This window comes from Pandoraea anapnoica, assembly GCF_902459765.1.
Taxonomy (GTDB): Bacteria; Pseudomonadota; Gammaproteobacteria; order Burkholderiales; family Burkholderiaceae; genus Pandoraea; species Pandoraea anapnoica.
Map to the genome: position 1 here is coordinate 426,253 of NZ_CABPSP010000002.1, position 13,662 is coordinate 439,914.

At 63.0% G+C, this 13,662-nt stretch carries 14 protein-coding genes; 2 read left to right on the plus strand and 12 right to left on the minus strand.

Annotated features, from left to right (window positions below; genetic code table 11):
* Positions 1–136 precede the first annotated feature (136 nt).
* Positions 137–640 (minus strand): DUF934 domain-containing protein, encoded by a 504-nt coding sequence (locus PAN31117_RS04965; protein WP_150737220.1) that lies wholly within the window; start codon positions 638–640, stop codon positions 137–139.
* Positions 630–2,636: a DUF2849 domain-containing protein gene (locus tag PAN31117_RS04970; RefSeq protein ID WP_150737221.1), complete on the minus strand. Its 2,007-nt coding sequence runs from the start codon at positions 2,634–2,636 to the stop codon at positions 630–632. Before PAN31117_RS04970 ends, PAN31117_RS04965 begins: the two co-directional genes overlap by 11 nt.
* Before the next feature lie 218 nt (positions 2,637–2,854).
* Between PAN31117_RS04970 and PAN31117_RS04975 the strand changes: the two genes are divergently transcribed.
* Positions 2,855–3,100 (plus strand): hypothetical protein, encoded by a 246-nt coding sequence (locus PAN31117_RS04975; protein WP_039402924.1) that lies wholly within the window; start codon positions 2,855–2,857, stop codon positions 3,098–3,100.
* 18 nt (positions 3,101–3,118) lie between these two features.
* On the opposite strand, the gene PAN31117_RS04980 is transcribed toward PAN31117_RS04975, so the two are convergent.
* From PAN31117_RS04980 to PAN31117_RS04990, 3 genes are all read right to left on the minus strand, one after another.
* Positions 3,119–3,478, minus strand: a complete 360-nt coding sequence (locus PAN31117_RS04980; RefSeq protein ID WP_150737222.1) for a hypothetical protein — start codon at positions 3,476–3,478, stop codon at positions 3,119–3,121.
* A gap of 80 nt (positions 3,479–3,558) precedes the next feature.
* Positions 3,559–5,154 (minus strand): GGDEF domain-containing protein, encoded by a 1,596-nt coding sequence (locus tag PAN31117_RS04985; protein WP_150737223.1) that lies wholly within the window; start codon positions 5,152–5,154, stop codon positions 3,559–3,561.
* Between the two features lie 83 nt (positions 5,155–5,237).
* Positions 5,238–5,987 carry a YoaK family protein gene (locus PAN31117_RS04990; protein WP_150737224.1) on the minus strand — a complete coding sequence of 250 codons (750 nt, stop codon included), beginning with the start codon at positions 5,985–5,987 and terminating at the stop codon, positions 5,238–5,240.
* A gap of 87 nt (positions 5,988–6,074) precedes the next feature.
* On the opposite strand from PAN31117_RS04990, the gene PAN31117_RS04995 reads away from it, so the two are divergent.
* Positions 6,075–6,470, plus strand: a complete 396-nt coding sequence (locus PAN31117_RS04995; RefSeq protein ID WP_150737225.1) for a BLUF domain-containing protein — start codon at positions 6,075–6,077, stop codon at positions 6,468–6,470.
* 15 nt (positions 6,471–6,485) lie between these two features.
* On the opposite strand, the gene PAN31117_RS05000 is transcribed toward PAN31117_RS04995, so the two are convergent.
* The 7 genes from PAN31117_RS05000 to PAN31117_RS05030 form a co-directional block, all read right to left on the minus strand.
* Positions 6,486–7,532, minus strand: coding sequence for an ABC transporter substrate-binding protein (locus tag PAN31117_RS05000; protein ID WP_150737226.1), 1,047 nt, complete (start codon positions 7,530–7,532; stop codon positions 6,486–6,488).
* A 79-nt stretch (positions 7,533–7,611) separates the two neighbouring features.
* The gene (locus PAN31117_RS05005; protein WP_150737227.1) at positions 7,612–8,757 is read right to left on the minus strand and encodes an NAD(P)/FAD-dependent oxidoreductase; all 1,146 of its coding nucleotides are present in this window, start codon (positions 8,755–8,757) and stop codon (positions 7,612–7,614) included.
* The gene (locus tag PAN31117_RS05010) at positions 8,750–10,192 is read right to left on the minus strand and encodes an FAD/NAD(P)-dependent oxidoreductase (protein WP_150737228.1); all 1,443 of its coding nucleotides are present in this window, start codon (positions 10,190–10,192) and stop codon (positions 8,750–8,752) included. The genes PAN31117_RS05005 and PAN31117_RS05010 overlap by 8 nt, the downstream gene beginning before the upstream one ends.
* A complete protein-coding gene (locus PAN31117_RS05015) occupies positions 10,185–10,583 on the minus strand; it encodes a (2Fe-2S)-binding protein (protein WP_150737229.1) in 399 nt (132 codons plus the stop codon). The genes PAN31117_RS05010 and PAN31117_RS05015 overlap by 8 nt, the downstream gene beginning before the upstream one ends.
* A gap of 23 nt (positions 10,584–10,606) precedes the next feature.
* Entirely contained in the window at positions 10,607–11,401 is a 795-nt protein-coding gene (locus PAN31117_RS05020) for an ABC transporter permease (RefSeq protein ID WP_150574625.1), read from the minus strand.
* Between the two features lie 48 nt (positions 11,402–11,449).
* Complete coding sequence (locus tag PAN31117_RS05025) at positions 11,450–12,355, minus strand: ABC transporter permease (protein WP_150737230.1); 906 nt, start codon at positions 12,353–12,355, stop codon at positions 11,450–11,452.
* Positions 12,348–13,442 carry an ABC transporter ATP-binding protein gene (locus PAN31117_RS05030; RefSeq protein WP_150737231.1) on the minus strand — a complete coding sequence of 365 codons (1,095 nt, stop codon included), beginning with the start codon at positions 13,440–13,442 and terminating at the stop codon, positions 12,348–12,350. Before PAN31117_RS05030 ends, PAN31117_RS05025 begins: the two co-directional genes overlap by 8 nt.
* Positions 13,443–13,662: the final 220 nt, after the last annotated feature.

Genomic DNA, 13,662 nt, shown 5'->3' on the forward strand with positions numbered 1-13,662 from the left:
CGCGATCAACACGAACGCGTCCGCAAATGCTGGGAAATTCGCTCTACTTTCGTTTTACTTTTGGAATTTCCGTTCTGAAGGCTGCGTGCACGGCGGCGCACGGGAATGCGCCGGGCCGTGCCACGCGTTTAGGTCGTCAGGCTGTCAGACGGGCGAGCAGCGTGCGCGGACGTCCGGCACGCACTTGCGCGGCCAATGCCGCTTCGCGCCAGCGTGCCGTGGGCACTTCCGACGGCGAGAGCAGACTGTCGAAGCCACACGCCCACAACATCGCCAACTGGTCGGGCAACAGCGGGCCCGCCGCACGGATGGCCCCCTTGAACTGCCACTTGTCGCGAAGGAACTTCGCCAGCGTGAAGCCACGGCCGTCGCGCGTCTTCGGGAATTCGATCACGACGAGTTCCAACTTCGGCAACAGCGCCGCGATGCGTTCGGGGTCATCGTGACCCTGCACGCGAATACCGGCAGGTGCTACGCCCTGTGCTTCCGCCGCGAGCCATGCGTCGAGCGGCAGCACGGTGTCACTGCTTACCTGATACGCCGCGCTGGCGTCATTGGCCGCATTAGCGACATTGGGGGCGTCGGCCGCGACATAAGTCCAGACGTCCTCGGCAGGCAGTCCGTTACGATCAATCAACATGCAAAGCTCCCTTGAATTCTTCTGCACCCACGCGTCCGAGCGTATCGATGAAGCGCTCGCCCTCGTTACGCAGCTTCAGATAGCGTCCGAGGATGTTTTCGATCACTTGCGGCACCGCTTCGTAGGAGACCCCCGGGCCGAGAATCTTGCCGACGGCCGCGTTGTCGTCCGCCGAGCCGCCCAGCGTGATCTGATAATTTTCCTTGCCCGCCTTGTCCACACCGAGAATGCCGATGTGCGCTACGTGGTGATGCGCGCAAGCGTTGATGCAGCCCGACACGTTAAGCGTCACCGGGCCGATATCGCGCTGTTGCTCCTCCGTGAAGCGCAGCGCGATACGCTGCGCCACCGGCACCGAACGTGCGTTAGCCAGCGCGCAATAATCCAGTCCCGGGCACGCAATCGCATCCGAAATCAGACCGATGTTCGGCGTCGCCAGACCGTTGGCCTTCAGTTGCTTCCACAGCGCATGCAATTCGTCGCGTTTCACATGCGGCAGCACAAGGTTCTGCTCGTGCGTCACGCGCAGTTCGCTAAACGAGTACTGATCGGCCAGATCCGCCAGCACCAGCATTTCCTGTGCACTCGCGTCCCCCGGAATACCGCTGGCAGGCTTGAGCGAGACGACCGCGCTGATATAGCCCGGCGCTTTGTGTTCGTGCGTGCAGGTGTCGACCCAGTGCTTGAAATCGATGTCGTTCGCATAGGCTTGTTCGAACACGCTCGACTCGGCCGGCAGCGTCTCGAATTCGGGAAGGATGAAACGCTCGCCAATCGCCGCGATGACGTTCTCCGCGAGCGGACGATGCGTCTGTGCAATGCGCGCGAATTCTTCCTCGATCATCTCGATGAACTTCGCGGGCTGCATTTCCTTGATGAGAATCTTGATACGCGCCTTGTAGATGTTGTCGCGACGGCCCAATGCGTTGTACACGCGCAGAATCGCCTCGACGAAGCGCAGCAGATCGGCTTCAGGCAGCCACTCGCGCACGAGTGTGCCCACGATCGGGGTGCGACCCAGACCGCCGCCCGCATAAATCTGGAAGCCGACTTCGCCCTGCTCGTTCGTGCGCGCCAGAATGCCGATGTCGTGGAAACGCACAGCGGCGCGGTCCGTCTGACCGCCAGTGATGGCGATCTTGAACTTGCGCGGCAAGTACGTGAATTCGGGGTGGTCGGTCGACCATTGACGCAGAATCTCGGCGTACACGCGCGGATCGACGACTTCGTCCTTCGCTGCACCGGCGAACTGATCGGTCGTCACGTTGCGGATGCAGTTGCCGCTCGTCTGAATGGCATGCAGATCGACGTCCGCCAATGCCGACAGAATGTCCGGCGAATCGGTCAGCGTCGGCCAGTTGAATTGCAGGTTCTGACGCGTGGTGAAGTGACCGTAACCCTTGTCGTAGCGATTCGCCACGTAGGCCAACTGACGCAGTTGAACCGCGCTCAGGGTGCCGTACGGAATTGCCACGCGCAGCATGTAGCCGTGCAGTTGCAGGTACAGACCGTTCATCAAACGATAAACCTTGAAGTCGTCCTCGCTGAGCTCGCCGCTCAGACGGCGCGCCACCTGCTGACCGAACTCGTTCGCGCGATCCTTGAGGTACTCGCGCTCCGACGGGTCATACCGATAAATGCCGGCATGTTCCGGGGCGACGGTCAGGGCCGGGGCATGCGCCAGTGCGGCTTGCGTACCCGCGTTGGCAGCCTGCTTGCCGAGGTCTTCGCGTACCGACGGGCCGCGCGAGCGCAGTTGCTCGCGAAAGTCCACCGGCACCGGGCCGACTTCGCTCACTTCAGCCGGACGCGGCACGGGATCGACGATCAGATTGGCGGCAGCGGACGCCTTCGCGGCGGCTTGCGCCTGATCGAGACCGTCGGCATCGAACACGTGCGCCTGCGTCAGATCGTCTACCCAGTTGTGTTGTTCATCCAGCCAGACGACCAGACCGTCTTTGAGCCGGTTCGCCGAAATCAGATTGCCTGCGTTCATTCGATGCTCTCGATGCTTGTAGTTTTGGCCGCGAGTTGGGGGAAAACAATTCGCGATTAGAACCGCAGGCTATCAAGAGGCGCGGGAATATACGAATATTGACTAGTTATGTAGGCATTACGAGATGTTGTTTGGCAAAAAATTGATGTGGGTACCTGTATTTTTATACAGTAGTCATGCTACATTTCCCATCATTCAATTTCATCGTGAGTGACACCATGAGCGACGCCAAATCCATCAAGTTCATCGTCGTGCCGTATCGAAAGAACAAGGACGGCGTACTGCAGCCGGGCGAGTTGCGTCAGGCGAGTACGGAGTTTGGCGCGGTGCGCATTGCGCAGTCGATGGCATCCGGCTTTGCGGGGATTGCCGCCTACGAAGTGCTCGTCGACGAAGAGGACGGCACGATGGACGCCCCGCGCGTATTGTTCCAGGAAGGCGCCATTCCGGCGATGGCCGATTGAACTGACTGAATGGGCTGATCAATCCGGCCGCGACGGGCGGGCAATGCTGTCGAACCGCTTGGTCTGACGCGGATGTTGCAAATTGCGCGTATCGAGCGCGTTATTCGTCGCGGCCATTTCCTGTTCGCTTGGCCCCGTGGACGGCCCGTTGCGTTCGCTTGCCGTGCGATTGATGCTCGCGCTGGCGGCATGGGCATCGGTGACTGTCGCGGTCGGTTTGCCCACGGCAGCCACGGCAGTGCTCACCGCCGGTGTTTGATTCGACTGACGGATACTGCCAAGATCGCCCGTGCCGAGGTATGACTGCGCGTTGGCGTGCCCGAACGTCAGAACGCCGGTCAGGCACACGATGGCTGCGAAGCATTTGGTGCGATTCATAAGGCCCCCGTTTGGTGATTCGTTAGCTTTCGACATGGAGGCATTGTCTCAGCGTCTTTTCCCGTTGTCGCCTGCATAAATCACAGTTGACGCCCCTGCCCCGTGGTTCTGCTTAGCGCCGTAGGCTTCGTCAGAGTAGTCAGCGTCGTAACGCTGATGCGATTGCGGCCATTTTGCTTGGCCACACGCAATTGTGCGTCGGCAGCCTTCAGGATGGCGTCGGCGCTGTCGCACTCAGCCGCGCGCCCGGTCGCCGCCCCCACGCTCACCGTCACCATGCCTGCGGCACTCCCTTCGTGATCGATATGCAGACGCTCAATATCGCGTCGCAACTGTTCGGCCATCACCTTGGCCGCATACGCGTCGGTGTCGGGCAGCACCACGGCAAACTCTTCGCCACCGTAACGCGCTGCCATATCGCTGTCGCGCCGCACGTGCCCACCGATATTCTTCGCGACGGCACGCAAGACATCGTCGCCGATCGAGTGGCCGTAGGCGTCGTTGAAATGTTTGAAGTCGTCGATATCGGCAAACAGGATCGACAACGGGCTGCCTGAGCGTTTCGCACGCCGCCATTCGCTGCCGATTTTGGCGTCGAGCGCGCGACGATTGGCGAGTCCGGTGAGCCCGTCGGTCATCGACAGGCTCATGAGCCGTGCTGCAGCCGCAGCCCGTGCGCGCATCGCGGCCGCGAGCAACCATGAGCCCGCCATCAGCGTGGCGGCACACACGAGGGCAATCGCACCGAACAACATGGCGTGGCGCTGCCATTCTTGCAGAAGGTCATCCGTCGACGGCGTAACCACGACGAACATCGACGCCCCCGGCACCCGCACGGATCGGTACTCTTTTTCCTGCGTCCCACGCGGAAATGCCAGTGCTGCCGCGAGATCGCCGTTACGCGCCGCGTTGCCCGGCAAAACGACGAGTTGGCCCGGCTGCGCGCCCGAGCAAGGATCGCAGGCCAGCACCGTGCCCTTCTCTTCTACGATGTCGATGGATTTCAGATCGGCAGAATCCACGTCGTTCACCAGTGTGCCGAGACGATTCAGCCGCAGCGCAAGCACTGCGACCCCGGCAAACGAATGATCGGGGGCCGCGATGCGGCGCGTGAGCGCCACCGACAACCGGCCGCCGTGCGTACGTGACGCGTAGGGCTGCGAGATGTACAAGCCAAGCGACGGGCTGCTCTCATGCGAGCGGAAGTAGTCGCGATCGGCCACACTGACGGGGGCGCCCTGCGTCCGGTCGAGCGGCGCGGCAATGCGCCCGCTCTTGTCGACGACATAAGCATCGTCCAGAAAGTCCCGGCTCAGCGCCTGTCCGAAGCGCACGCGGTCGCGCACCCGGTCCGGAAACAGCGGCGTAGCCGGATCTTCCGCCTCGCGCACCATTTCCATGAGCAGCGCATCGTAGACCGCGATGTTGCCGCCCAGGCTCGCCGCGACCACCGACGCCACGCTTTGCGCCCGCTCCAGCGCGTGTTCGTGGCGCGCCTGCCGGTCGGCACGCAGCAGCAGCGCCACGCCAGCGAGGATCGCCAGCGCGATGATCGTGCCAAACACACCGATCATCCACGGGTAGTCGTCGAACTTGCCGGACACCGCGTGCAGGCGCTTGCGGATCCAGTTTCCGGCCGGATTGCGCGAACCGGGTACACCTGAGCTTGTAGTCATAGCGAATGGCCTGACAGCGATACCGGTGTGAGGGTCGGCGAGGATGCCGTGCGCTAACGTGCACTAATGCTCACGAACGTCCACTAACGCACATTCTGGGAGATGTCGTCGAGAAGCGGCACAATGGCCAGCATGATGAGCACCACGGCGAGTGGAATCGTGGAGACGAAACCCAGATGCTTGAAGCCCAGCGCCCCCGTCATCCCCCCCAGAAAGAACATGCCCAGCAACGCGCAGAGCAGCCACAGCTTCTGCCGGTCGCCAGTCACGCGAGGCAACTCCTGCGCCACACCCGGCCGGTTCCAGTAGCCCATCTTGCCGAGTTCGATACCGATATCCGTCACAAGACCGGTCACGTGCGTCGTCCGAATTTCGGCCCGGGATATCTTGGTGATGATGGCGTTCTGCAAGCCCATCACATAGCACAGCAGCCCCACCGTGGCGGGCACGTACAACACCCGGTGACTCTCCAGATTCGCGCCCATCACGCCGAACGTTAGCAGGAGCAGCGCCTCGAACATGAGCGGTGCCGCGTACTCACTTTGAGTGTGGTGGCGGCGTCCCCAATGGATCAGCACGCTTGATGTGGCCGCCCCCAGCAGAAACGCCAGCAGAGCGCTTAGCCCCGCGAGCACCAGCACGAGTTGGCCGAGCGCGAGATTATCTGAGAGCGACGCCACGATCCCCGACATATGCGACGTATATTGCCCGACGGCGAGGAAGCCGCCAGCGTTGGCCGCCCCGGCAACGAAAGCGAGCGAGCAGCCCAAACGCCGGTTCGCCGCGTCCGTGCGCACCGGTTGGGTAAAGCCACGAAGATAGTTGATCGGCATGACGCAGGAGTCCCCGGCTTCGCACTTGGAGTATTCTAATGCGCGTTGACGCAAAGTCGACGAGTGACTTGGGGGACATCAACAATAATGATCGACTGCTACGCATACACCAGCCGAGCCCTGCCCGATCTTGATCCGGTAGCGCTCTCGAAAATCATCGTACATTCCCGCGGTTTCAACGAAACCTATGCCCTGACAGGCGTGTTGCTTTACGACGGTGCCAGCTTCTATCAATACATCGAAGGGCCTGCCGAGGCACTGGCAGACGCCCGCCAGCGCATCGAAGCGTCGCGTCACCATTCGTCCATCCAGGTGCTGCTCGACGGCACGCCCCGCCAGCCGGGCGCGTTCTCGACGTGGAGTCTCGGCTACCTGATGCTCGACGAGCCGGCGCACGCGCTGCATGCCTTCGTGATGCCCGCAGATCACGCACAACTCGTGGGGGCCTTCAACGTGCTGGCGGAAAAGGCCGACGTGATGTGACGTCGGCCAGCATCATTACTGCTCGATCTGGCGGTTCCAGCGCTGATCCCACTGCGCGCGACGCTGGTTGATGGCGTCCCAATCGACCGTCTTGATGTTCTTGGTCAGGTCGTCGAGCTTGCCGAGACGCGTCTGCATCGTCGCGGGCACAGTAGCCTTCGGGTTCGTCGGGATGTACGCACCGGCCGCAGCGGCCAGCGATTGACCCTTAGCCGACAGCAGATACTGCGCGAGCTTCTGTGCCATCGCGTTGTCCGGGCTGTTCTTCACCACACACAGGTCGACCAGCAACTGCACCGCACCTTCCTTCGGCGCGACGTAGCCGACCTGAATGCCCTTGTCCTGGAGATCGCTCACGGCCGTCGGCGTCAGCGGGAAGATCGCGGCTTCGCCCGTCTGGATCATCTCCGAGAGCTTGGCCGAGTTCGGGATGTACTCGACCACATTCGGGCCGACTGTCGACGCCCACTTCGTGAAGCCCGGCTCGACGTTCGTCTCGCTGCCACCCCAGATGCGGTTCAGTGCGAGGAAGCCATGCAGGCCGAACGTGCTGCTTGATGCCGACTGGAACACCACCTTGCCCTTGAACTTCGGATCGGCGAAATCGGTCCACGAGGTCGGCGTGGCCCAGCCCTTCTCCTTGAACAGCTTGGTGTTGTAGCCGATACCGGTCATGCCCAGTTGCACGCCGGCGCCCATGTCGTCCTTCACGCGTGCAGACGGCATCAGTTCCTTGAGCACGGGCGAATCGTCGAGCTTCTGGCACACGCCCATGCTGATGGCGCGCGCCATCACGCCGTCGTCCAGGAACACGACGTGCATTTGCGGGCTGTTACGGTTGGCAAGCAGCTTGGCCAGCACGTCCGACGACGTGCCCGGCACCACCACGACCTTCACGTTATTGGCCTTCTCGAACTCCGGAAAGACCTGGCTCGTGTAAGCCTTTTCCATCGGGCCGCCATTCATGCCGATGTAAAGCGTTTTGGACTGCGACCAGGCTGCACCGCTCGCGCCCAATGCCAGCGCCGCAGCGCACATGACGACCTTCTTAGACAGCTTCATCGTGGTTCTCCTTGCGTTTCCAGGGTGTTAGGAATGTTGTTTGGGACGGACTCTGAACGTGTGGGATGTGTCAGGTTCCTCAGACTTCGGCGCGCGTGGCGGGGACAATGGCAAAGCGGTCGACGGCAAAGGCATCGATCGGCGTGGCCGTCTCGCCTTGCGTGACCAGATCGGCCAGCACTTCGCCAACGCCCGGTGCGAGCAGGAAGCCACCACCCGAGAAGCCGAACGCATGCACCAGACGCGGTGTCGTGCGGCTCATGCCGATGATCGGGTTGTCGTCGGGCGTTTCGCCTTCCACACCACTCCACGTGCGAATCAGCAGCGCATTGCGCAGCGCAGGCAGCAACGCGCACGCTTCGCGCATGACGGCGCGCGTAGTGTCGGCCGACGGCTGGGCGTACTCGCCGTCGCCGGTGCCGCGTCCGCCGCCGATCACGCAGTTGCCGCGCTCCACCTGCCGCGCATACACACCGCCGCCGTACACGCCGAGGTTGTGTCCGACAAATTTAGGCAACGGCTCCGTCACCCACATGTTCGGGTAGATGGCATGCATCGGCACGCGCTCACCGAACGTGCCTGCAATGTGGTTCGCCCACGCGCCGGAGGTATTGAGCAACCAGTCGCAACTCACGTGCAGTTCGTCGCCGTTTTCCGGTTTCGCCGTCAGTTGGAAGCGCACGCCATCGTGCGTCACCGACGTAATCGGAGTGCGCTCACGTACGTCTGCACCGAGGGCGCGGGCCGCACGCGCGAAGGCGGGCGAGACCAGACGCGGATTCGCGTGACCGTCGCTCATGCACAGCGAACCGCCAACGGCACCATCCCCCAGCCACGGGAAGCGCTCGCGAAACTCCGCGCCGCGAAACACCGTCGTGGACAAACCGTAGTTCTGCGCCATCGCCGACCACGCGTCGAGGGGTTCGAGATCGCTCTCGCGACGTGCAAGCCTCAGGTGCCCCGAGCGGACGAATTCACCGTCGATGCCGATCAGCTCGGGCAGACGATCCCAGATCCGGCGCGCCCGCATGGCGAGCGGCAACTGCACTTCCGGACGGCCCTGACAGCGCACGCCGCCGTAGTTCACGCCGCTGGCCTGGGCGCCGCAATAGCGCCGCTCGAACAGCGCGACTTTCAGACCACGCTCGGCCAAAGCCCGTGCGGCCGAGGCACCGACCAGCCCGCCACCAGCGACGACCACGTCGTAATGCAGGGTCTCACTCATCGCGCGCCTCCTCGGGAATGGCGGCGACATTTTCGTCGAATAACATCGGGGCAATCGGAATCGGTTTGATGGGCGCCTGCGCACGCAGCCGCCCCACTTGCGCATACGTCTGTCCGCTGGCATCGGCCAGCACATGACACGCCGCTTCGCCGCACATGCGCCCCTGACAGCGACCCATGCCCACACGGGTGAGCGCCTTCAGGCGGTTGATTTCGGTGACACCGTCCTGACGAATGCACTCGCGCAACGTGCCTGCACTGACCTCCTCGCAACGGCAGACGAGCATGTCGTCGGGCCACTGCGCGGCAGGATCTTTCGGCAGCGCAAAAGCCTGCTCGATGCCTTCGCGAAAACGACGGATGCTCGCGAGCTTGCGCTCGATGGTCGCGGCGTCCGGCATGGACGGGGCCGCAACGCCAAGGTCTTCGAGTAACGCCAGCGCTGCGCGACGGCCTGCGAGTTCGGCGGCGTCTGCCCCCGCGATGCCCGCACCGTCGCCTGCGAGATAGATGCCGGGTTGCGAGCTGCGTCCGGCGGCGTCGCGCTCGGGCAGCCAGCATCGGTTGAGATCGTCGAACACGAAACGGCAGCCTGCGAGATCGGCCAGTTGCGTCTCCGGTCGCAGGCCGAAACCCAGACCGACGGCGTTGCATTCGACGCTCGACTCGCGACCGTTGTGCTGCCAGCGAATCGCGCGCACACCAGCCGTGCCGTCGATGCCTTCGAGCGTCACGCCGTATTCGACGCGCACGCCACGCGAACGCAGCCATCCCAGGTAATAGACGCCTTTGGCAAACGTCGAAGGCTGACTCAGCAGACGCGGCGCGGCCTTCGCTTGTTCCACAAACGGGCTGGTATCGAGCACGGCGACGACATTCGCACCGGCTTTCGCATATTGATACGCCACGAGATACAGCAGCGGCCCGGTGCCCGCGAACACAACGCGCTCGCCAATGGCACAGCCCTGCGCCTTGAGCGCGACCTGTGCGCCGCCCAGCGTGTACACGCCCGGCAACGTCCAGCCCGGCACGGGCAGCACGCGGTCGGTCGCACCGCTGGCAATGATCAGATGCGTGAACGGGACCGGCGCTTCACGTCCGCCGTGCATGGTGTGCAAACGCTGCGGATCGCACGCCCACACGAGCGTCTCAGGCCGGTAATCGACCTGCGGCAGAAGCGCCGCCATCGCCTTGTGTACGGCATCGGCTTTCGCGGCTTCGAAACCGTACAGCGCCTGCTTGCTACGTACGAAACCTGCACCTTGCGGCGGCTGACGATAGATCTGGCCGCCCCAGCGAATGTTCTCGTCGAGCACGATCGGACGCACGCCCGCGGCGACCAGCGTTTGCGCGGCACGAATGCCCGCCGGCCCTGCGCCGACAATAACGATGTTCGCGACGTTGGCGTCCCGGGAATTCACGGCGCGCTCAGCCATGCGAGCCTCCGTGCACTTCGTTGGCATCAGGCGCGCGCGTGACGATGCGCATGCCCGCCTGTATCGTCGTCGAGCAGGCGCGCAGGCGCGTGAGTTGGGCGTCGCCACCACCGGCGTTCACCGTTTCGCAACGCACCCAACAGTCCTGACATGCACCGATCATGCAGAAACCGGCGCGCGGCGTGCCGCTGAATTCGCTGATGCGCACGTGCCGCTGATGCGTGAGGATAGCGGTGAGCAACGTGTCACCGGCGAGCGCCTGCACCGGTTCGCCGTCGATATAGAACGTCACGGGCGCACGTGCGGTCTCGGACAGACGCGTCAACTGCGGACGGCAAGCGGACGAGCCAGACGCGCGCACGTCTTGAGGAAATTGGGAAGAGCTGGACATAAGCGTCGTCGTGGGGCGTGCGGTCAATGCTGGCCGATGAGAATGCGATTCAGACCGTAGATGCGGTCGAGCAACAGCATCGCGCCGAGCGTGACAGCAATGACGAGCGCCGAGACGGACGCCATCATCGGATCGATCGACTCGGTGGCGTACATATACATGCGCACCGGCAACGTGACGGTTTGTGGCGCGGTGAGGAAGACCGACATCGTCAGTTCGTCGAAACTGTTGATGAACGCCAGCAACCAGCCACCGGTAATGCCCGGCAAAATCATCGGCATGGTCACGCGACGGAACGTCGTCCACGACCCCGCTCCGAGCGAGGCCGCCGCGTTCTCGACGCTGCGGTCCAGGCCGCTGATCGAGGCGAGCACGAGACGCATGATGAACGGCGTCACGACGATCATGTGCGCGAAGATGAGCGCGCCGAACGAGCCCGTCACACCGAGCATGGCGAAGAAGCGCAGCAGCGCGATGCCGAGCACGAGGCCCGGAATCACCAGCGGCGAGAGCAGCAGACCGTTGAGGAAGTTGCGGCCCGGGAAGCGCGAACGACCGATGGCGAGCGCCGCAGGCAATGCAATCGCGAGCGAGAGCGTGGCCGAGATGAACGCCAGCTTCAGGCTGGTAAAGAACGACGCGATGAAGTCGGGATAGTCGAGAATCGCCCGGAACCAGCGCAGCGAGATACCGCGCGTGGGCAGCGAGAGCGTCTGCTCCGGCGTGAACGCGACCAGCACCACGATGATCATCGGGGCGAGAACGAAGAGGATGACGAGCGTGTGGAACGCGAGCGCCAGGGGACTATTTTTACGCATGATGGCGAGTGAGTTCTGTTCTGCTTCAGTTCGGCAATAGCGTTGGCCTTAGCCCATGCTGCGCGAGTAACGGCGGTCGAGCAGACGGTAGTACGTCAGCATCACGATCAGGTTCGCCACCAGGAGCAATACAGCGATGGTCGCGCCCAGTGGCCAGTTCAGTGAGCTGAGGAACTGGTCGTAGACAGCGGTCGCGGCCACTTTGAGACGGCGTCCGCCCAGCAGGCTCGGAATCGCGAAAGCGCTTGCAGACAAGCCGAACACCATCAGGCTGCCCGAAAGAATGCCCGGCACCAGTTGCGGCAGCACGATGCGGCGCAGCGTCGTCGCTTGCGACGCCATGAGCGAGAGTGCTGCGTTTTCCGTCTGCGGATCTAGGCGTTGCAGCGACGTCCACACCGGAATCACCATGAACGGCAGCATCACGTGCGCCAGCGCCACGACGATGGCGAAGTTGGTGTATTCCATCTTGAACGGCCCCATGCCGACCAGCCCGAACGCCTGATTGATCAGGCCGCCCGAACTGAGCAACATGCTCCAGCCGAACGCGCGCACCACGATGGACACGAGCAGCGGCGAAAGAATGATGAGCAGGAACAGCGAGCGCCACGGGTCGCCCATGCGCGAGAGCACGTAGGCTTCGAACGTCCCCACCACGGCGCAGATCGCGGTGACCGTGAGCGAGATGCCGAACGTGCGCAGGAAGATCGTGTGAAAGTACGAGTCGAACAGCACTTCCTTGTAGTTCTCGAACTGGAACGCGGCAATCGGGCCGCTTGCCGGATCGAACTGATAAAACGTGAGCGCGAGCGTCATGAGCAACGGGATCAGCACCAGCGCCACGAACAACAGCATGGCGGGCGCACTCATCACCCACATCGGCAGATAGGCGCTCCACGGCGCGCGCGCGACCGGCGCGGCGTCCGCGCGCGGGACTTGCAGCGTCTCAGCCATTCGCGCACGCTCCTGCGGAAACGAAGCGCACGGCTTCCGGCTGCCAGTCCAGACCGACCGACGCGCCTTCGTTCAACGGCTCGCCGCCTTCGTTCTGGCAACACACGAGCACCTCGCCCAACGGGCTGTCGACGCGGTACAGCCACTGGCTGCCGAGGAAGAAGCGGCTTGTCACCGTCGCCGACAGACGGCCGGTCGACGGGGCGCATAAGCGCACCTTTTCCGGACGCAGGCACATGGTGATGACGTCGCCCACCGCCATGCCACGGTCGCGCGGCGCTAGGTCGGCGAGCGCGGCACGCTGAGTCAGTTGCGCGCCCAGTTCGATATGCAGATGCTCACCGTCGCGCGCGGCAACGCGCCCGTCGAGCATGTTCGCCTTGCCGATGAACTGCGAGACGAACGGCGTTTCCGGACGCTCGTAAGCGCGGTACGGTGTGTCGACCTGCGTGATGCGCCCAGCTTCCATGACCACGACGCGATCGCTGATCGACAGCGCTTCGGATTGGTCGTGCGTCACCATGATGGTGGTCGTGCCGATCTTGCGCTGGATCGAACGCAGTTCGAACTGCATGTCTTCGCGCAGCTTGGCGTCGAGGTTGGACATCGGCTCGTCGAGCAACAGCACCGGCGGCGCGATCACCACGGCGCGGGCGATGGCCACGCGCTGACGCTGGCCGCCCGAGAGCTCACGCGGGAAGCGATGACCCAGCGCTTCGAGCCGCACAAGCGCGAGCGCTTCACGAATGCGGTCCTTGCGTTCCGACTTGTCGACGCCTCGCATCTCCAGACCGAAGCCGACGTTGTCCGCCACGGTCATGTGCGGGAACAGCGCGTAGCTCTGGAACACGATGCCCAGACCGCGCTTGTTCGGCCGCATGTTCGTGATGTCGCGCCCGTCGAGCGTAATGCGCCCGGTCGTGGCTTCGACGAAGCCCGCGATCATCTGCAACGTGGTGGTCTTGCCGCAGCCCGAGGGGCCGAGCAGCGAGACAAACTCGCCCTTCTCCACCGAGAGATTGACGTTCGAGACGGCGTTCAGCTCGCCAAACGTCTTGGAAACATCCGTCAAAGTCAGAAAAGACATGGTCACTACCTTCGGACGCTCGCGCGTCGCATGAAATGCAATTGCATCGAACAGTAGCGAGCCAAATTGCATGTCGCAAGATAACGATTCCGTGAAATGAGATAAATTTTCAAATTATTTCATTTGACGGAATATTTCACGGATGGACAGAGTCTTTCATTTCGCGCCACCGTCTCGGGATAATCCCTAACTTATGCCGAATATTGATTGTTTTTACAGG